Annotated in this window: 16 protein-coding genes; 5 read left to right on the top strand and 11 right to left on the bottom strand. The window is 68.5% G+C overall.

Annotation, left to right across the window (positions count from 1 at the left end):
- Positions 1-7 precede the first annotated feature (7 nt).
- Together ACX9MO_RS12010 and ACX9MO_RS12005 are read right to left on the bottom strand one after the other, a co-directional pair.
- A complete protein-coding gene (locus tag ACX9MO_RS12010; protein ID WP_222493710.1) occupies positions 8-1,282 on the bottom strand; it encodes a nucleotide sugar dehydrogenase in 1,275 nt (424 codons plus the stop codon).
- 126 nt (positions 1,283-1,408) lie between these two features.
- Positions 1,409-1,900 carry a class I SAM-dependent methyltransferase gene (locus ACX9MO_RS12005; RefSeq protein ID WP_222493246.1) on the bottom strand — a complete coding sequence of 164 codons (492 nt, stop codon included), beginning with the start codon at positions 1,898-1,900 and terminating at the stop codon, positions 1,409-1,411.
- Between the two features lie 333 nt (positions 1,901-2,233).
- Here ACX9MO_RS12005 and ACX9MO_RS12000 point away from each other — a divergent pair, with 333 nt between their 5' ends.
- From ACX9MO_RS12000 to ACX9MO_RS11980, 5 genes are all read left to right on the top strand, one after another.
- A complete protein-coding gene (locus ACX9MO_RS12000) occupies positions 2,234-4,042 on the top strand; it encodes a dipeptide ABC transporter ATP-binding protein (protein ID WP_462212005.1) in 1,809 nt (602 codons plus the stop codon).
- Entirely contained in the window at positions 4,035-6,032 is a 1,998-nt protein-coding gene (locus ACX9MO_RS11995; protein ID WP_462212004.1) for an ABC transporter substrate-binding protein, read from the top strand. The genes ACX9MO_RS12000 and ACX9MO_RS11995 overlap by 8 nt, the downstream gene beginning before the upstream one ends.
- 35 nt (positions 6,033-6,067) lie before the next feature.
- Positions 6,068-7,057 (top strand): ABC transporter permease, encoded by a 990-nt coding sequence (locus ACX9MO_RS11990; protein ID WP_409996987.1) that lies wholly within the window; start codon positions 6,068-6,070, stop codon positions 7,055-7,057.
- Positions 7,054-8,208, top strand: a complete 1,155-nt coding sequence (locus ACX9MO_RS11985) for an ABC transporter permease (protein ID WP_462212003.1) — start codon at positions 7,054-7,056, stop codon at positions 8,206-8,208. The genes ACX9MO_RS11990 and ACX9MO_RS11985 overlap by 4 nt, the downstream gene beginning before the upstream one ends.
- A 140-nt stretch (positions 8,209-8,348) precedes the next feature.
- Complete coding sequence (locus ACX9MO_RS11980; protein WP_462212002.1) at positions 8,349-9,359, top strand: NAD-dependent epimerase/dehydratase family protein; 1,011 nt, start codon at positions 8,349-8,351, stop codon at positions 9,357-9,359.
- A 37-nt stretch (positions 9,360-9,396) separates the two neighbouring features.
- Here ACX9MO_RS11980 and ACX9MO_RS11975 read toward each other — a convergent pair whose 3' ends face one another.
- The 9 genes from ACX9MO_RS11975 to ACX9MO_RS11935 all read right to left on the bottom strand — a co-directional run bounded on the left by ACX9MO_RS11975 (position 9,397) and on the right by ACX9MO_RS11935 (position 19,789).
- On the bottom strand, positions 9,397-11,805 hold the full coding sequence (locus ACX9MO_RS11975; RefSeq protein WP_462214449.1) for a mechanosensitive ion channel family protein: 2,409 nt from the start codon (positions 11,803-11,805) through the stop codon (positions 9,397-9,399).
- 201 nt (positions 11,806-12,006) lie between these two features.
- Positions 12,007-12,939, bottom strand: coding sequence for an ABC transporter transmembrane domain-containing protein (locus ACX9MO_RS11970; protein WP_462212001.1), 933 nt, complete (start codon positions 12,937-12,939; stop codon positions 12,007-12,009).
- A gap of 260 nt (positions 12,940-13,199) precedes the next feature.
- Positions 13,200-14,369, bottom strand: a complete 1,170-nt coding sequence (locus ACX9MO_RS11965; protein WP_462212000.1) for a type III PLP-dependent enzyme — start codon at positions 14,367-14,369, stop codon at positions 13,200-13,202.
- 254 nt (positions 14,370-14,623) lie between these two features.
- Entirely contained in the window at positions 14,624-14,824 is a 201-nt protein-coding gene (locus tag ACX9MO_RS11960) for a hypothetical protein (protein WP_462211999.1), read from the bottom strand.
- A gap of 117 nt (positions 14,825-14,941) precedes the next feature.
- The gene (locus tag ACX9MO_RS11955) at positions 14,942-15,688 is read right to left on the bottom strand and encodes a maleate cis-trans isomerase family protein (RefSeq protein WP_462211998.1); all 747 of its coding nucleotides are present in this window, start codon (positions 15,686-15,688) and stop codon (positions 14,942-14,944) included.
- A gap of 18 nt (positions 15,689-15,706) precedes the next feature.
- Positions 15,707-16,231, bottom strand: coding sequence for a flavin reductase family protein (locus tag ACX9MO_RS11950; protein WP_222493264.1), 525 nt, complete (start codon positions 16,229-16,231; stop codon positions 15,707-15,709).
- Positions 16,228-17,706: an amidohydrolase family protein gene (locus ACX9MO_RS11945; protein ID WP_462211997.1), complete on the bottom strand. Its 1,479-nt coding sequence runs from the start codon at positions 17,704-17,706 to the stop codon at positions 16,228-16,230. Before ACX9MO_RS11945 ends, ACX9MO_RS11950 begins: the two co-directional genes overlap by 4 nt.
- Positions 17,703-18,617, bottom strand: a complete 915-nt coding sequence (locus ACX9MO_RS11940; RefSeq protein ID WP_462211996.1) for a polysaccharide deacetylase family protein — start codon at positions 18,615-18,617, stop codon at positions 17,703-17,705. Before ACX9MO_RS11940 ends, ACX9MO_RS11945 begins: the two co-directional genes overlap by 4 nt.
- Positions 18,614-19,789, bottom strand: coding sequence for an amidase (locus ACX9MO_RS11935; RefSeq protein ID WP_462211995.1), 1,176 nt, complete (start codon positions 19,787-19,789; stop codon positions 18,614-18,616). Before ACX9MO_RS11935 ends, ACX9MO_RS11940 begins: the two co-directional genes overlap by 4 nt.
- Positions 19,790-19,791: the final 2 nt, after the last annotated feature.

Here is a 19,791-nt window from a genome sequence, read left to right as displayed (position 1 = left end):
GCTGTCCTCAAAGTCGGAGTTCTGCCTCGGACCTATCAAAAAGGCCCTTTACGTCGTACACAAGCCCCTTGTCGCCGAGCAGCGCCCGCACGCCCTGCGACCCGAGCGCGCGGAACTCGGAATGGGCAACCGCGAGGACAACCGCGTCGAACGGCCCCTCGGGCAGCGCGTCGAGCGCCTCGATCCCGTAGGACTCGCGGATCGCCTCGACACTGGCGCGGGGGTCATAGACCTCCGCCGTGACCGAGAACTCCTGCAACTCGTCGACGATGTCCGCCACGCGGGTGTTGCGGATGTCGGCGCAGTCTTCCTTGAAGGTGAAGCCCAGCACCAGCACCCGGGCCTCCCCCGGGCGCATCCCGCGCGCCAGCATCTCCTTCACGAGGCTGCGCGCCACGTGACGGCCCATGCGGTCGTTGATGCGCCGCCCCGAGAGGATCACCTCCGGGTGGTAGCCGAGGCTCTCGGCGGCATAGGTCAGGTAATAGGGATCGACGCCGATGCAGTGGCCGCCCACGAGGCCGGGCCGGAACGGCAGGAAGTTCCACTTGGTCCCCGCCGCCTCCAGAACCTCCAGCGTGTCGAGCCCCATGCGCGAGAAGATCAGCGAGAATTCGTTGACCAGCGCGATGTTCAGGTCGCGCTGCGTGTTCTCGATGATCTTGGCCGCCTCGGCGGTGCGGATCGAGGAGGCCCGGTAGAGCCCGCCGCGCGCGACGGGGGTATAGAGCGCCTCCATCCGGTCGAGGGTCGGGGCATCCTGCGCGGCGATGATCTTGACGACCTTCTCCAGCGAATGTTCCGCGTCGCCCGGGTTGATCCGTTCGGGCGAATAACCCAGCACGAAATCGGTACCGCTGCGCAGGCCCGAGCCCGCTTCCAGTTCGGCGCCGCAGACATCCTCGGTCACGCCCGGGTAGACGGTGCTTTCCACCACCACCAGATCGCCCCGCGACAGGTTCGGCGCGATCGCGGCGCAGGCGGCGCGGATCGGGCCCAGATCGGGCACCTTGGCCTCGGTCACCGGGGTCGGCACGGCGATGATGTAGATGCTGGCCGCGGACAGGTCCGCCGCATCGTCGGTGAACCGCATGGCGGCGGCCTTCAGCGTGGCGCTGCTGACCTCGCCATTGGGATCGATGCCCTCCCGGAGGCTGTCGATATGGCTGCGTTTCACGTCGAAGCCCACGACAGGCGCGCCGGCCCGGGCCAGAGCCGCCGCAAGCGGCAGACCGACATACCCCATGCCGATCACTGCGATTGTATCACTCACACTGACCATCATTCATTGCTTCGTTTGTCTGTGTCACCGGCCGCATCTGGCACGACCATTTGTCCCCGGCTGCGTCCCGCGCAGCCTCTCTGTCCCGGCCACGTCCAAGGCGGCGGGGCCGCGCGTCAGGCCCTGTCAGGCCGGGCGCCGGTAGAGAAAACTGCGATCCCGGATCGCGCCCTCGGGCAGCGGAAGCGGCTCGAGGGTGTCGAAATACATCGGGTCGTTCGCGATCACGATCCCGCCCGGCGCCACCAGCGGCTCGATCAGCGGAGAGATCGCACGCGAGAACTTGAGGTTCTCCTGTGCGTTGCCCGCGCCGAGATCGGAATGCACCAGCCGCGCCGTCGCCCCGAAGCGCGCGAAGGCCTGCGGCAGCGTCTCCGTCACCTCGCCGAGGATCAGCATCTCGTCCTCGGGGATCGACAGGGGATTGGCCGCCACGGCGCGCTCGAAGACATAGATCGTCTCGGGCCCGGCCTTTTCCCGCAGGTGATCGTAGGTGCGCCCGTTGCCGAGGCCAAGCTCGAGGATCGGGCCGCCCAGACCGGCGGTTTCCGCGAGGGCGAAGTCGATGCTGGCCCGCTGGGACACCATCCGTTCGATAAATCTGTCCAGACGGCTCATGGCATGTCCTTCTCGCCCTGTCACAACTGGCGCAGTCTATGCACTTTCTGCAGGGGCAGAAAACCCCCGCCCCCCGGCATTTTCTGCCCTGCGGCAGGCATGCCCCCGCTTTCGCCGCGTCAAGTGGCCTGCGCGCATCAGGTTGCGGGCCCCGCGCCCGCCCCCGCGGGGAGGGCCGCGTGGTTTCCCGGGAAACACGGCACGGACGGGTCCGAATGCCGCGGCAGCAGCATTATGAAGGACCCCGCGGCAGGGCGCATAGCGGCCACGCGTCCCCCCGGAAAGGCCGTGATTCATCTTGCCAGTGCGCGGAAAACCTGCTCCGCTTCTTCCATGATGACCGCCATTCCGGACGCCCCCCAGACCGCCCCGATCCTCGAGGTCAGGGAGCTTACAATCGGCTTCGCGCCGGGCAAGAACGTGCTGCATGACGTCAACTTCTCGGTCCAGCCCGGACGTACGCTGGCGCTGGTGGGGGAAAGCGGGTCCGGCAAGACGCTGTCCTGCCGCGCGATCCTCAAGTTGCTGCCCGGGGTGGCCCAGGTGCGCTCCGGCACGATCGTCTACCGGGATGGCCGGGACGAGGTCGAGCCGCTGAAGCTGACACCGCGGGCCCTGCGGGCGTTCCGCGGCAATGATGTGTCGATGATCTTCCAGCAGCCGATGCACGCCTTCTCGATGATGCATACCGCCGGCGATCAGGTGGGGGAGGTCCTGCGCCTGCACAGCGACCTGTCCCCGCGCGAGGTCCGCGCCAAGGTGCTGGAAACCTTCGAAACCGTAGGGTTCACCGATCCCGAGCGGGTCTACCGGTCCTACCCGTTCGAGCTGTCGGGCGGGATGCGCCAGCGGGCGATGATCGCCATGGCGACGATCAACAGGCCCAGGCTGATCATCGCGGACGAGCCGACCACCGCGCTCGACGTGACGACGCAGGCAATGGTGCTCGGCCTGCTGAAGCGGCTTCAGGCCGAAACCGGCGCGGCGCTGGTCCTCGTCACCCATGACCTTGGCGTCGTCGCCAACATGGCCGATGACGTGACCGTCATGAAGAAGGGCCGCGTGGTGGAGAGCGGGCCTGCCGCGCTCGTCCTCGGCAGCCCGTGGCATTCCTACACCCGGCGCCTGATCGCGGCCGCCCCCGAGATCCCGTCCGAACCGGAGGCGCCCGCGGAGACCGCCGTTCCGACTCAGGACGCCCCGCTGCTGGAGATGCGCAACGTCTCGCGCAGCTTCATGCTGCGCAGCAAGCTTCCCTGGGCCCGCAAGGAGACCTTCGCGGCGGTGAGTGATTTCAACCTGACCGTGCCGCGCGGCGCCACCGTCGCCATCGCGGGCGAAAGCGGATCGGGCAAGACCACCTGCGCCCGGATCGCCCTCGGCGCCCTGGCGCCCGATCCCGGCGGGACCGTGACCTACCGCCCCCGCACCGGCGATCCGATCGCCGTGCATACCCTGACGGCCGAGAACCGGATGCCCTTCCAGCGGCTGGCGCAGATGGTCTTCCAGGACCCCTATTCCACCCTCAACCCCCGGATGCGCATCCGCGAGGCACTCTGCGAACCGATGGAGATCCACGGCCTCGGCACCCCGGCCGAGCGGCTGGCGCGGGCCGAGGAGGTCCTCGGCTGGGTCGGCCTGTCCGGCGACATGCTGGGGCGCTATCCGCACGCCTTCTCCGGCGGTCAGCGGCAGCGGCTGTCGATTGCCCGCGCCCTGATGATCGGCCCCGAGTTCCTCGTCTGTGACGAGCCGACCTCGGCGCTCGACGTCTCGGTGCAGGCGCAGGTGCTGGACCTGCTGGCGGATCTGCAGCAGAGGCTGGGGCTGTCCTATCTCTTCATCTCCCATGACCTCGCGGTGATCGCGCAGATTGCGGACGAGGTGGCCGTGATGCGGCAGGGGGTGATCGTGGAACAGGGGCCGCCGGCGATGCTGTTCAACAATCCCCGCCATCCCTATACCTGCGCCCTGATCGCCGCCCAGCCGGAGCCCGACCTGCAGCGCCCCATCGACCTTGACGCCGTGGCGCGCGGTGCCGGCGATCCAGCCAATTGGCCGGCGGCCTATCGCCTCGACAACAACGCCCTACCGCCGCTGCGCGCGGTGGAGGGCCCCCACCGGGTCCGAGCCCATGCCTGACGTCCATCTCTGCCAGCCTGCCCTGACGCGTCCTCTTTCTCCGGCCGGATCGTTCCGCGCCACGCTGCGCGCCGCGGCCCTTGCCCTGCTGGCGGGCCTGCCGCTTCCCGCCACCGCCCAGTCCGGCCTGCCCGCGCGGCTGGTGCCGGTGCCCGCCTTCGCCGAGAAGGTCGCCGACGGCAGCCTGCCCCCGCTGGCAGAGCGCCTGCCCGCAGAGCCGCTGGTGGTCGACCTGCCCGCCATGGGCAAGGAGACCGGCCAGTACGGCGGGACGCTCACCACGCTGATCGGGCGCCGCAAGGACACCCGGCAGATGACGGTCTACGGATATGCCCGGCTGATGGGCTATGACGAAAACTACGAGCTTCAGCCCGACATCCTGAAAAGCGTCGAGGTGGAGGACGGCCGCCGCTTCACCCTGCACCTGCGCAAGGGGCACAAGTGGTCGGACGGGGCGCCCTTCACCTCCGAGGATTTCCGCTATTACTGGGAAGACGTGGTCAACAACCCCGACCTGACGCCCGCGGGACCAGAGCCCTTCCTGCGTCCGCAGGGCGAGTTGCCCACCGTCACCTTCCCGGATGCCGAAACGGTCGTCTACGACTGGCCGGTGCGCAATCCGCGCTTCCTCCAGACGCTGGCGCAGGCCCGTCCGCCGTTCATCTATCGCCCGGCGCACTACCTGAAGACCTACCACGCCCGCTACACCGATCCCGCCTCGCTGCAGGCGGAGATGGCAACCTACAAGGTCGCCAGCTGGGCCGCGCTGCACAACAAGTTCGACAACATGTACGAATGCGACAACCCGGGCCTGCCCAGCCTTCAGCCTTGGGTGCTGGCAACCGAGGGCGGCAAGTCGCGCTTCGTCTTCGAGCGGAACCCCTACTACCACCGGGTCGACGCCACCGGGCAGCAACTGCCCTACCTCGACGCGGTCGAGATGCTGGTGGCGAGCGGCGGCCTCGTGGCGACCAAGGCCAACGCGGGGGAAACCCAGTTGCAGGCCCGCGGGCTGTCGTTCAAGGACATCGCCGTCCTCAAGAAGGGCGAGATGGACGGCGGCAACTACGCCACCCGCCTGTGGGAGAACGGCACCGCCTCGCAGATCGCGATCCATCCGAACCTGAACTACGCCGATCCGGCCTTCCGGAGCCTGTTCCGGGACGTGCGCTTCCGCCGGGCGCTGTCGCTCGGGATCGACCGGCACATGGTCAACCGGGCGCTCTACTTCGGTCTCGCCGCCGAGGGCGGGATGACCGTGCTGCCGCAGAGCCCCTTCTACAGGCCCGAGAACCTGACCAAGTGGGCGACCTACGATCCGGCGGAGGCCAACGCCCTGCTGGACGAGATCGGCCTGACCGACCGCACGCCCTACGGCATCCGCCTGCTGCCTGACGGCCGCCCGCTGCGCATCGTGATCGAGACCGCGGGCGAGCGCTCCGAGGTGGAGGACGCGCTCCAGATCCTCACGGACACCTGGCGCGACATCGGGGTGGAGCTGGTGCAGCGCCCGCTGGACCGGGACATCCTGCGCAACCGTGTCTTCGCCGGGCTGACCATGGCCGCGGTCTGGTACGGCTGGGACAACGGGCTGCCGCAGCCCGATACGCCCCCGGATTTCGCCGTGCCGCAGCAGCAGGAATTCTTCAGCTGGCCGATGTGGGGCCAGTACTTCCAGACCCATGGCGAGGCCGGAGAAGCCCCCGACCTGCCCGCGGCGCAGCGCCTGATGGAGCTGGCCGACATCTGGGAGGCCGCGTCCACCCGCGAGGCCCGGGCCGCCGCCTGGCAGGAGATCGTCGACATCCATGCCGACCAGCTCTTTGCCATCGGGCTGATCACCCGGGCGCCGCAGCCCATCGTGGTGAACCAGGACCTGCACAACGTGCCGGTCGAGGGTCTCTGGGCCTGGGACCCGGGGGCGCATTTCGGCGTCTACCATCCCGACAGCTTCTTCTTCGCACCCGGCGCCGCGGGGGCAATGAATTGAAACTGCTGCTCTACATCGGGTCGCGTACGGCCTCCATGCTGATGACGCTCCTGGTGGTCTCGGCGCTGATCTTCCTGATCATCAACCTGCCGCCGGGCGACTACCTGACCAACCAGCTGGCGGAGCTGCGCGCCACCGGCCAGGAGGCCGGCATCGCCAAGGCCGAGTTCCTGCGCCACGAATACGCGCTCGACCAGCCGCTGTGGCGGCAATACCTGATCTGGCTCGGAGCGGCGCCCGGCCCGCATGGGTTCAACGGGCTGTTGCAGGGCCAGTTCGGCTGGTCCTTCGAATTCTCCGCCCCGGTCAGCGAGATCGTCGGCGAGGCGCTCTGGCTGACCATCCTGCTGAACGTCGCGACCCTCGTCTTCGTCTACGTGATGGCGCTGACCCTCGGCGTCATTGCCGCGGTGAAGGCCCGGTCGTGGATCGACTACTCCACCGCCTTCATCGGCTACCTCGGGCTGGCCACGCCGAACTTCCTGCTGGCGCTGATCCTGTTCTACTACGGCCACAAGTACCTCGACCTGCCGATCGGCGGGTTGATGGCGCCCGAGTTCGAGAACGAACCCATGAGCGTCGAGAAGGCCCGCTCGATCCTGGTCCACCTGATCATCCCGACCTTCGTGGTGGGCACCTCCGGGGCGGCGGCGATGATGCAGAGGCTGCGCGCCTCGCTCCTCGATGAACTGTCCCGGCCCTACGTGGAGACGGCGATCGCCAAGGGGATGCCGCCGGCGCGGATGCTGGTGAAATACCCGCTGCGCGCCGCGCTCAATCCCTTCGTCGCGGATATCGGCACGCTGCTGCCGGCGATGATCTCCGGCTCGGTCCTCGTGTCGGTCGTCCTCGGCCTGCAGACCATCGGCCCGGCCCTGCTGACCGCGCTCAAGACGCAGGACCTGTTCCTCTCGGCCTTCATCCTCGTCTTCGTGGCCTTCCTGACGCTGGTGGGCACGCTGATCTCGGACGTGCTGCTGGCCCTGCTGGACCCGCGCATCCGCATCGGGGAGAAACGCAAGTGATCCGCCTCGAAGACGGCCGCTACGTCGCGCCCGAAGACGACAGCCCCGAGGAAGCGGCCACCCTCGCCGACACGCCGGAGGCCCGCCTCTCGCTCAGCCGCCTGACACTGCGCCGGTTCGCGCAGCACCGTCTGGGGCTGATCTCGGCGCTGTTCCTGTTGACCTGCTACCTGCTGCTGCCGCTGGTGGGCTTCATCGCCCCCTATGGCCCGAACACCCGCGACGCGGAGCACATCTTTGCCCCGCCGCAGCTTGTCCGGGTCTTCGACGAGGGCGGGCTTACTGCGCCCTATATCTACCCGCTGCGCGGCGAGGCCAACCTGGCCGAGTATCGCTGGGACTACACCCCCGACCGGGCGGCGCCCCAGACACTGCAGTGGTTCTGCCCCGGCGATCCCTACAGCCTTGCCGGGCTGATCCCCTCGACGACCCACCTCTTCTGCGCCCCCGAGGGCAAGACCGTCTTCCTCTGGGGCTCCGACCGGCTGGGGCGCGATGTCTTCTCGCGCATCCTCTACGGGGCGCAGCTCTCGCTGACCGTGGGCCTCGTGGGCATCGCGATCTCGATGGGGCTCGGCATCTTCTTCGGCTCCATCGCGGGCTATTTCGGCGGCGGCCTCGACTACGCGATCCAGCGCCTGATCGAGATCCTGCGCTCGATCCCGGAACTGCCGCTCTGGCTGGCGCTCTCGGCGGCGGTGCCCTCGCACTGGGGGCCGGTCTCGGTCTTCTTCGCGATCTCGATCATCCTCGGGCTGCTGGACTGGCCGGGGCTGGCGCGGGCCGTGCGGGCCAAGTTCTTCTCGCTGCGCGAGGAGGACTTCGTGCAGGCCGCGGAGATGATGGGCGCCAAGCCCTCCCGCATCATCCGGCGTCACCTGCTGCCGAACTTCCGCAGCCACCTGATCGCCTCCGCGGCGCTGTCGATCCCCTCGATGATCCTGGGCGAAACCGCGCTCTCCTTCCTCGGCCTCGGCCTGCGCGCCCCCGCGGTCAGCTGGGGCGTGATGCTGAACGACGCGCAGCACCTCTCCTCGATCGAGATCTACCCGTGGACCGCGCTGCCGATGCTGCCGATCATCATCGTCGTCCTCGCCTTCTCCTTCATGGGGGACGGTCTGCGCGACGCGCTCGACCCGCACCGGAGCTGAGCCCCCGGGGCGTCACGGCCCCAGCATCACCCCCGGCATCGGCCGCAGCATCGCCCCCTGCCCCTGCCCCGCAGGCGCTTCGCCTTGCATCCCCCGGGCGCAGCGTATAGCCCGATGGCCGTCAGTCGTCCGGAGGTCTCATGCGCACTGTCCTCGTCACCGGGTCCGCCGGCTTCATCGGCTATCACATCAGCCGCCGCCTGCTCGACGAGGGCTTCCGTGTCGTGGGCGTGGATGCCCATACCGACATGGGCGATGCGGAGCTGAAACGCGACCGCGAGGCGCAGCTGCTGGCGCATCCCAACTATCGCGGCCTGCGCGCCAAGATCGAGGCGCCGGACCTGCTGCGGGACCTCTTTGCCAGCGAGCGCCCGGCGATCGTCGTGCACCTTGCCGCGCAGGCGGGCGTGCGCCAGTCGATCGACAACCCGCGCTCCTACCTCGATGCGAACATCATCGGCACCTACGAGCTGCTGGAGGCCGCCCGGGCCCATCCGCCCAAGCACATGCTGCTGGCCTCCTCCTCCTCGGTCTACGGCGCCAATGCCGCGATCCCCTATACCGAGAGTGAGCGCACGGACACGCAGATGTCCTTCTACGCCGCGACCAAGAAGGCGACCGAGAACATGGCGCATTCCTATGCCCATCTCTTCGGCCTGCCGACGACCATGTTCCGCTTCTTCACCGTCTACGGACCCTGGGGGCGACCCAACATGGCGATGTCGATCTTCACCCGGGCGATCCTGCGCGGGGAGCCGATCGACGTGTTCAACAACGGCGAGATGCGGCGCGACTTCACCTATATCGCGGACCTCTGCGAGGCATTGCGCCGGCTGATCGACCTGCCCCCCGCCGTGCCGCAGGACGCCGCCGAGGCCGAGGAATTCGGCCTGTCACCCGTGGCGCCCTTCCGGGTGCTGAACATCGGGCATTCGGCCCCGGTGCCGCTGACCGATTTCATTGCCGCGATCGAACGGGCCACCGGGCGCACGGCGAAACGGAACCTGATGCCGATCCAGCCCGGCGACGTGCCGGTGACATGGGCGGATTCGACCCTGCTGCACCGGCTCACCGGCTATCGCCCCGACACCGACGTGCCCGAGGGCGTCAGCGCCTTCGTCGAATGGTACCGCGGCTACTACGGCCTCTGAGGCCGCTGATCACGACGTCTGCGCCTGCGGACGGCACTCAGCGGTCGTCGCCCGGGGGCATGCCGCCCTCCTCGCCGTCCTCGTCCATGTCGAGCGCCGCACCGGCAATCTTGCGCTTCTGCTCCTCGGTGAGCGGCGCGCTCTTGTCCGAGCGCTCGTCGGCGATATGCACCGTGACCTCGCGGTTGGCGAAGCGGATGCCCTCGCGGGCGAAGAGCTCGCGGATCTCCTGGTAGACGCGCTTGCGCACGATCCACTGGTCGCCCGGCTTGGTCATGAACTTGACCCGCAGGATCATCGCGGAATCCTGCATCTCGATCACGCCCTGCGATTTCAGCGGCTGCAGGAAGCAGGGCCCCAGATCCGGATCCTCCAGCAGGTCCAGCCCCAGTTTCTTGACCAGCTTGCGCACCTTCTCGACATCGGTGTCGTAGGTCAGGCGCAGCTTCAGCTTCATGATCACCCAGTCGCGGGAATAGTTGGTGAGCGACTTGATCTCGCCATAGGGGATCGTGTGCAGCGCGCCGAGGTGATGGCGCAGCTGGAACGACCGGACCGAGACGTTCTCGACCGTGCCCTTCACGTCGCCCACGTCGATATACTCGCCCTTGCGGAAGGCGTCGTCGATCAGGAAGAAGGCCCCCGAGAAGATGTCACGGACGAGCGCCTGCGCCCCGAAGCCGACCGCCAGGCCGACGATCCCGGCACCGGCGAAGAGCGGGCTGACGTTGATCCCCACCTCCATCAGCACGATGAGCAGGATCGACACGGCAATCACGATCAGGATGAAGTTGCGGAACAGCGGCAGAAGCGTGCCCAGTCGGCTGGCGCTGCCATGGCCGCCCTCGTCCCCCAGTTCCGCATCTCCCCCTTCGGGCTGTTCCTCGGCGATCTTGCTGTCGATCCAGACCCGGAAGGTCTGGTAGACGATATAGCCGATGAAGAGGATCACCGAGATGTCCATCAGCCGCTCGAACCTCTGGGTCCGGGTGAAATCGGTGTTCACGCCCCAGATCACGAGGCAGGCCCAGATGCCGCCCACGAGGGCGATGATCCCCGCCACGCGGTAGGCCAGCCCCTCGAAGGTCTGCACGGCATACTGCCGGCGGATGGTCGCGGCGGCGGCGGCGGCCTCTGCCGGGCCCGTCACCTCGACCTCGACGCCGTCGATGACCGTGGTGGTCTTCTCGTCCGCGGCGGCGGCCTCGGCCGCCTCGTTCAGGCGGCGGATTTCCCGCGCCCGGGCCGCGTAGCGTTCGATGAAATAGGCGAAGGTGGCGAAGACGATCAGCGCCGTCAGCACGGTGGCATAGGCCCCCGACACCAAGGGCACCGAAGTCGCCTCGCCGCGCACGGAATAGATCGCCCCCTTCACCAGCGAGAGCACGATGTAGCCAAGGGCCAGCGGCGCCCAGAGGTAGGAGGCCCACTTGATGTTCTTGCTGACCGCGTGGACCGGCCGCCCGCCCCGGATCGCCTCGGTGATCGGGCGCAGGTTCGCGAAGATCAGCACGATGTTGTAGATGCTCACGATGCCGGTCGAGATCATCACCATGACAAGGTGGATGTCCTCGTTCAGGCCCAGTTCCAGCACCCAGATCGCCAGCATCTGCGTGAAGATCGTCAGGAAGGCCCCGATGGTCAACCAGTAGAACAGACGCCGGGCATCACGGTCCGAGAAATACGGGATGCGATACTGGCTCAGGAAGGGCGAGAGCACCATCCGCCACAGCAACGAGACCATGCGGAACAGGAAATAGGCCACGAAGATGACGGTGACGGTGAACTGCGCCGCCGTATCCTCGGCCCGGCCGAAGAGCAGCACGCCCGCCACGAAGCCCACGAGCATCGAGACCGCAGTGCCGAGCGCCCCCATGAAGAAGCGGAAGACGAGGAAGGGCATCTTCTCGAGGTAGCCCTCGGGCCGGTCCCGGACCCGCGACACCACGAGCCGCTTTGCCAGCCGCCGCACGAAGACCCGGTGTTCGAAGATCGTGCCCAGAACCAGCACGATGCTGGACAGCAGGAAGATCCGCACAAAGGCCCAGAGCGTGCCATCGGGCGAGGATGCCCGCAGGATGTAGAGCACCTCGTTGTAGGCGACGGGCAGCGCGCCCAGCCGTTCGCCGACGGTCTTCCAGAAGGCATTGGCCCCCGCCTGCGCATCCATCAGCATGGAGCCCATCTCGTCCGGGTTGCGGGCACGGCCCATGCCGCCGCCCTGCCCCGGTACGCGGGTCGTCGGCGTGATCGCCTCGCCCTTCTCCATCACCGAGACCTCGCCGTTCTCGTCGATCAGGATGACCTTGACGCCGCCGGTGCCGCTCTCGGCGTCGGTTTCCGCGCCGCGCGTGGCATCGAGGATCAGCTGGGCCTGCGCTTCGGCCGGCGTCGGGCCGAGCGCCAAGGCAAGACAAAGGGCCAGCAGGCCCGCAACACACCGCATGATCACTCGACACTTCCTCCGAACCGGACCCGGGACCGGTGGCAAGCCCGCGCCAGAGGCCGGGCTGCGCTACCGTTCCGGCAGCCTAGCAAGCGTGGTGCGCCGGTCAATCTCCTGACGTCAGGGAGTTTTCGCTGCGTGTCGTCAGGACACAGGCCGCGCGCGGGCCCGTTGCCGTCTCTCCACGGCGCCTGTCGCGGGCTAGCGGATTGGCTGCGTGGCCCGGGACGGTCCCATCAGCGAATGCAGCAGGTCGAACTTCACCCGGTTCACGCTCAGCTGCCGGAAGAAGGTGATCAGCACGCTGGTCGGCCCCTGAAGACGGCCAAGCGCGGCCACCGCGGCCACCAGCGTGCCCACGTCGCTGCGCCCCTCCAGCACCAGCCAGCCCCCCAGCAGGATCACCGTCACCGTGGCGACGCCGCTGATGGTGCTCAGCAGGAACTTGGTCGAGAGCTTCCAGACGAAGATCTTCTGCCGGAAGCCGTAGATCCGGTCGAAATCCGCCGTCACCGCCTCCTCGACATCCTCCAGCAACTCCGCGGTCAGCTTGTCGGTGGCCCCGCGCAGAGTGCAGACACGCTCGCCCACCAGCCGGTTCACCTGCCGCTGGGTGAAGACCACGATCAGCACCTGCGGCAGCACCATGGCCAGCGCCACCAGACCCAGCCGGGGCTGGGTCGCCGTGACGAAGCCGATCACGCTGACCAGCGTGCCGATCTGCATCACCGGTTCCGAGAAGGCGCCGCCGATGAAACTGCCCAGTTCCTCCGCCTCCGCCGAGATCGCGGTGGACAGCGTGCCGGCCGAGACATGGTGCGGATCGGCCTCGTGCTCGCTGGCGGAATGCAGCAGGCGCTTGCGGATCGTGCGGATCACGTCCTCGCCAAGGATGCCCGAGCTGTAGCCCAGCACCCACTTGAGCCCGAGGCTGAGCAGGATCACCGACATCATGCCGGCACCGTTCAGCAGCAGCCGGTCCGCCGTGCCGGTGCCGTCGGTCAGCATGTTGATGATGTCCTGCTGGAACTTCAGCGGCGCCGCCGCGAGGCCCGCGATCAGGAAGGAGACGATGATCAGGAATATCTGGCGCGGGCCGGTCAGCCGCCAGATCAGGGAATAAAGCCGAAGCATCGCGCCGTCCTGCTGCCCCGCGGGCAATCATCATGTCTGAGTGCAGGACAATCTGGCGGGTGTTCCCGCCCGCGTAAAGCCCTGTCGTGACGCGGGCGGGCGCAGTCGCCCCTCGCCCGCGAAAACGCAAATCGGGCGCGGAGGCCCCTCAACCTCCGCGCCCGGCCTGCTAGGTCTGGTCGCATCGCAGGGTCGGACCGTGTGTGCGCGGCCCGGCCCCCGGCGATTGATCCCGCCGGGGTTCCCTGTCCTGCTTTTTGTCAGATGACGACCACGTCCAGCGGCGGGAAGCCGTTGAAGCCGACCGAGGCATAGGAGGACGTGTAGGCCCCGCAGTTGCGGATGAGGAAGCGATCCCCGGCCTTCAGCGTCAGCGGCAGTTCCACCGGGCGCTTCTCGTAAAGCACGTCGGCGCTGTCGCAGGAGGGACCGGCAAGGATGCAGGCCCCCATCGGATCACCGTCGCGATCCGTGGTGAACTGGTAGCGGATCGCCTCTTCCATCGTCTCGGCGAGCCCCGAGAACTTGCCGATGTCGAGGTAGACCCAGCGGTGCAGGTCGTTGTCCGACTTGCGCGAGACCAGCAGCACCTCGGCGGCGATCATGCCGGCCTCGGCCACGAGGCCACGGCCCGGCTCTGCCATCACGTCGGGCACGTCGCCGAAGCGTTCGGTGATGAGCGACATCACCTTGGCGGCATAGGGCGTCGGGCCTTCGATCTCCTCGCCGTAGTAGGCGGGGAAACCGCCGCCGATGTTCAGCAGCGTGAGGTCATGACCGGCGGCGCGGGCGGCGTGCCAGACGGCGGCCACCTGGTCGAGCGTGGTGGTCCACATGGTGGCGCGCTTGGTCTGCGAGCCGACGTGGAACGACAGGCCGACCGGCTTGAGGCCGAGGCCGCGCGCCATGTCCATCAGGCCGATGGCCTTCTCGCGGGTGCAGCCGAACTTGCGCGACAGCGGCCAGTCGGCCTCCGACGCATCGACGATCAGACGGATGTAGACCGAGGCGCCGGGGGCATGGGCCGCGATCTTCTCCAGCTCCTCTTCGGCGTCAGCGGCAAAGAGGGTCACACCGGCGTGGAAGGCGAATTCGATATCGCGCGGCTTCTTCACGGTGTTGCCGAAGGAGATGTGGTCCGGACGGGCGCCGAGCGAGAGGCAGAGTTCGATCTCGGCACGCGAGGCGGCATCGAAGCCCGAGCCGACCTCGACCAGGCGCTCCACGATCTCGCGGGTCGGGTTGGCCTTGACGGCGTAGTGGATGCGGGCACGGCCGAGGCCTGCCTTGAGCGCGTGGTACTGATCGGCCACGCGATCCACGTCGAGCACCAGCGTCGGGCGGTCGAAGGTGGTCGAACGGATGAAGGTTTCGACGCGCGATGCGTGCACGGGAGTGCGGGCCGAGAATTCGGCGACGTAAGCGTTCATGGTCATCTCCAATAGACCCGGCCATATATGACCGCTCAGTTCCAAGGGAGACGTTACCGTCGCTACGTAAACCGCAGGGCTGAAGCCCTCTCGCCAGAGGCGCGTGCGTTGGCGTCTTGAGCGGGCATATCGGGCTTTTGCCGATTCACTTCAAGAGGGTATTTTCATCCGCGATACGATTTTTTCCGCTCCCGACCTGCCGCAGGGGCACCCCTTTTAGCACAGGGCCGTTATCGCTCACATTCCAGCCTGCCTCAGGCCTCGGGCTGACTGCAGACCTTTGGCGGTTTTCCATCCGCGGTCCGCATCTCCGCCCCGCAGTGGATGCAGTGGAAAAGCGCACCTTCGTCGGTGTCGCGGGTGCGGTCGGCGCGCCAGCGGCAATCGCGGGTCTCGCGCTTGGCGTAGATGGCCAGCAGCACGAAAACCACGGGGATGAGGATCACGAAGAGCATCGCGCCCCCTTTCCGGCAGCGTCCCCGGAGCGACCCGGGTGCGGGCAGGCGAGATCATGTGGGGGCAGCGTCGTCATGCCCCGGATCTGACATGCTGCATTGCAGCGGGCAAGGCGCTTAGGCGAGGATTCTGCCCCAGCCCGGACAACTCGGCGTGAAGCCCGCGACGCGGCAGGCCTCGAGGAAGGTCACGGCGATCGAGTCGACGATGGGCAGGCCCAGCTCGTCCTCCATCTCCGCCACCAGTGCCGTGGCCGGGAAGTTGGTGCAGACCACCGCGATGCAGTCGCCCCCCTTCTCGGCCGCGTCGCGCAGCAGCGCGCGCATCCGGTCGGCGGGCGTGTTGCCGATCTCGACGTTGCGGGCGATGCCGAGGTAGGCCGCCTTGGGCACGCAGTAGCCCTGCCGCTGGTACTCGGCCACGATCTGCTCCGACACGTCGGCGGTATAGGGCAGCGCAAGGGCGATGTCCTTGAAGCCGAAGCGGCGGTAGGTCTCGTAGAAGCCCAGCGTCGCGGTGGTGGCGGGCACGCCGGTCGCCTCGGTCAGCGCCTCGCAGAGCAGCTGATCCGTCTCCACCCCCCGCCAGCTGGCCGAGGTGCCGTTCCAGACCAGAGCGTTCAACGGCGCATCCGCCAGCAGCCGGGCCGCCGCCACCATGGGCGCATTCTGGAAATGCGCGTTGGAGGCCTCGTTCAGGGCCAGCGTCTGCACCTCCGTCCGGCTGAAATGCTGCGAGACGCGATCCGCCACCGGCATGTTCATCGCGTAGGTCAGCGGCTCGGCCCAGGTGTTCGAGGAGGGCATGATATGGCCCACGCGCAGCAGCGTGGCAGGATCGGGATAAGGATAGGGAAGCGTCATGGGGGGCTCTCTGGCTGGTCAGGCGCCGGGTTCGGGCTGACAGAGGGCGGGGGCACCGTCGGCCATGCCGCCCGCGTAGAAGAGAAGCGGCGCGCCGGGCCGCTGGGTGAGCGCCTCGACCTCGCCGATGAAGATCAGGTGATCGCCCGCCGTCACGATCTGGTCCGTCCGGCAGGTGAGCTGCGCAAGGGCACCGGGGATCAGCGGCAGCTGCGCCGCATCCCCCGCGATGGCCCGGGCCGGACCTTCGAGGGCGAGGCCATGGAACGGATCGTCGTGACCGCGCGCGAAATGGCGGGCGAGGTGCTCCTGTTCCGCCGCCAGCACGTTGACGGCAAAACGCCCGGCCCGCTCGAAGACGGCACGGGCGCGGGAGCGCAGGCGCAGCGACCAGAGCACCAGCGGCGGCTCCACCGAGACGGAAGAGAAGCTGTTCGCGGTCAGCCCCGCGCGGGTGGTCCCGTCGGTGGTGGTGATGATCGTCACGCCGGTGGCAAAGCGCGAACAGGCGGTGCGGAATTCCTTCGGGGCGATCGCGCTCATCGCGGCCCCTCCCCCACCATGCGGGTGAAGCCGAGGTCGGGTTGTGCGCGCCCCTCCACATGGGCCACGATCAGCGGCTCCATCCGGGCAGAGAGCGCGCGGGCCTCGGCGGTGGCCGCATGCCACGCGGGCAGCTTGTTCTCGATACGAGCGCGCAGGTCGGCCATGTCGATCGTCGTCAGCCGGCCCTCGCGCATCACCACGCGGCCCGCCGCGATCACATCGGTGACCGAGGCGCCGTTCTCGGCCGTCACCAGCTGCGCCACCGGGTCGGTCAGCGGTAGGAAGTTCACCGAGCCGAGGTCGAGCAGAACGAGGTCCGCATCCTCTCCGGCGGCGATCCGGCCCGCGTTGGTCAGGCCCAGCACATCGGCCCCGCCCTCGGTGCCCAGCCGGAAGGCCTCGGCACAGGAGAGCCAGTCGGCACGTGGCGTACCCCAGACCCGCGAGGCGTCGGAGGCAAGGCGCATCGCCTCGAACATGTTGAGCGCGTCGGAGGAATTGGCCCCGTCCGTCGCCAGCCCCACCCGCATCTCGCGGTCCAGCATCTGCCCCAGCGGCGCGATGCCGGTGCCCAGCCGGAAATTCGAGGCCGGGATATGGGCCACCGCCGCCCCGGCCCCAGCCAGCCGGTCGAGGTCATCGCCGTCGAGCCAGATGGCATGGGCCGCCACGAAGGACGGCCCCAGCACGCCGAGGTCGTCGAGATGCGCAATGGGCGAGACGCCGTAGACCTGCCGCGCGACCTCGGCCTGAAGGCGCGATTCCGCGATATGCATGTGCAGCGGGATGTCATGGCCCGCCGCAAGCTCGGCGCAGCCGGTGATCAGCCGGTCGGAACACTGGTGCGGGATCGTGGGCGCCACGGCACAGGAAATCCCCTCCGGCAGCGGCTCGGCAAGGATCTCCTTCAGGCGGGCCAACATGTCCTCGGCCTGCGGCGGCGGGCCGGTGAGTTCGGCCTGAAGGTCGGCGGGCAGCGCCTGCATCAGGCCGGGAATGGACTCCACGAAGCTGCGGTCGGCCACCATGGGCGCCAGCACCGCGCGCATGCCCGCATCGGCATAGGCCCGCGCCACGGCCGCCATATGCGCGGGCTCCAGCCCCGGCAGCAGGTAGACGAGGTCGAAACAGGCGGTGCAGCCCTTCGACAGCATGTCCGCCGCGCCGAGCAGTGTGGAGAGATAGACCGTCTCCTCGTCCCGCGCGCCGCCCATCCACGGGCCGTTCGTCAGCGAGGCCTCCAGCGTCCAGCGGTCCGCCGCGCCCTTGGCGAGGTTGGCATGGCCGTGGGTGTGGCTGTTCACGAGGCCGGGCATGACGATCCGGTCGCTGGCGTCGATCACCTGCGCCTCGGGCGCGTCGATGTCGGGGGCCACCCGCAGTATGCGGCCATGGGCGATCAGGATGTCGGCACGGCGCGGGGCCTCGCCCGCCGTGCAGACCAGCCCGCCCCGGACAAGAAGCGCACTCATGCCGCGCCCTCCGGCGGGTGATGCGCGGCCCAGTGGCGGGCAACCTCCCCGCGCGAGGCGAACCAGACGTCCTCGTGCGAAAGGGCATGGTCGAGGAACCGCCGGATCGCATCGAAGCGCGCAGGCTGGCCGCTGATCCGATTGTGCAGGCTGATCGTCATCAGGCGCGGGATACGCGCGCTTTCCGCATGCAGCACCCGGAAGGCCGACGAGAGGTGGTCGAGGAAATCCTCCGCAGTGCCCAGCTTGCCGGACGGCAGGCGGTTGTCGTTGAGCGTGAAGGTATGGGGCACCACCAGCCGGTCCGTGCCCTCGCAGTCCACCCAGTAGGGCAGATCGTCGGCATAGCTGTCCGCATCGTAGAGGATCGAGGGATGCCCCATCAGCAGGCGGCGGGTGTGGATCGAGGGGGCATAGCGGCTCTGCCAGCCGGAAGGCGCGCGGCCCATGATCTCCGTCAGCCCGTCAATGGCACGGGCGATGGTGGCGGCCTCCTCGGCCTCCTCCATCAGGAAGTGACGGGCGAACCGGTCGCCGTGACAGCAGATATCATAGCCCGCCTCGGCAATGGCCTCCGCCGCCTCCGGGTTGCGGCGCATGGCCTGCGCACAGAGCCCCATGGTCGGCGGCACGCCGGTCTCGCGGAACATCTCGTAGAGCCGCCAGAACCCCACGCGCGAGCCGTATTCGAAGAGACTCTCCGCCACGAGGTCGCGGGTGCCGGAGGGCACCTCGCCGGGGATGCCATCGGTCAGGGCCAGTTCGGTCGCCGGGTCGCCGTCGGGGATCGAGGGTTCTGCCCCCTCCTCGAAGTTCACCACCACCACCAGCGCCAGCCGTTTGCCGCCCGGCCAATGGGTCACCGGCGGGTGCTGTCCGTAGCCCGCGAAGTCGCGCACGGGCCCGCTCATGCGGCAAGGCCCTTCGCCCAATGCGTCGCCATGGCCAGCAGGCGCTCGTCCCCGCGCGGCCCGGCGATGAAGCTGAGGCCCACGGGCACGCCCTCCACCGTGGTGGCGGGCAGGTTCAGCTGCGGCAGGCGGCAGAGGCTGGCGACGCAGGTCAGGGCCAGCGTCTTCTCGCGGAACTCGATCAGCGCCTCCAGCGGGGCCTGCCGCACCGGGGGCAGGTCATGGGCGGTGGGGATCATGATCACGCCATCCTCGCCCAGCAGGTCCGTCAGGTAGGCGGTCAGCGCCTCGCGCTGCGGGATCGCGGCGGCGATCGCCTCGGCGGGGATGGATTTCGCCAGCGCCATGCGCTCGGCGATGCTTTCGCTCACCCGGCGGCCCGGCACCTCGGACCAGTCGCCAAGGGTCGCCCAGAGGTCGCCCAGTTGCAGCGGTCGGAAGGTCGCCAGCCAGTGCTGGATGCCCTGTTGGTAGAGCGTCACCTCCGCCTCGGGCCCCAGTGCGCGGGCCTTGGGCAGCAGGGCCGCGCCGATGTCGGCGCGGGGAATGTCGAAGGCATCGCGCGCCAGCAGCAGACGGGTGCCCGTCGCCTCGGCGATCTCTCCGAAATAGGCGGTGCCCACGCGTTTGAGCACCTCCGCCTCGCGGGCGAACCAGCCCACGGTGTCGAAGCTGGGCGCCATCGCCATGACGCCCGCCGTACTGATCCGGCCATGGGTCGTGCGCAGGCCCATGACCCCGCAGAAGCTGGCCGGCACGCGCACCGACCCGCCGGTGTCCGAGCCCAGTGCGAAATCGCACAGCCCCGCCGCCACCGCCGAAACGGAGCCCGAGGAGGAGCCCCCCGGCACCCGGTCGGGCGCGGCGGGGTTCACGGGCGTGCCGAAGAACTCGTTGGTGCCGAACATGCCGCAGGCAACCTCGTCGGTGTGGGTCTTGCCGATGCATTCCGCCCCCTGCGCCAGCACGGCGAGGACCGAGGGCGCGGTGGCCACCGCAGGCGTGCCCTCCAGCCGGTCGGGATTGCCGCAGGCGGTAACGGTGCCCGCGATGTCGAAGAGATCCTTCACCGCGAAGCTGAGGTCCGAGAGGGTCCCGCTCTGCGTCATGCGGAAGGGCGCGGGCCCATGGTCGACGAAGGCCTGCTGGCGGATGTGGTCGATGTCCTTCATGG

It is taken from the genome of Pseudooceanicola profundus (assembly GCF_054919315.1).
Note: the sequence above shows the minus strand (reverse complement) of the source record. Positions and strands in the feature narration are given on the sequence as shown.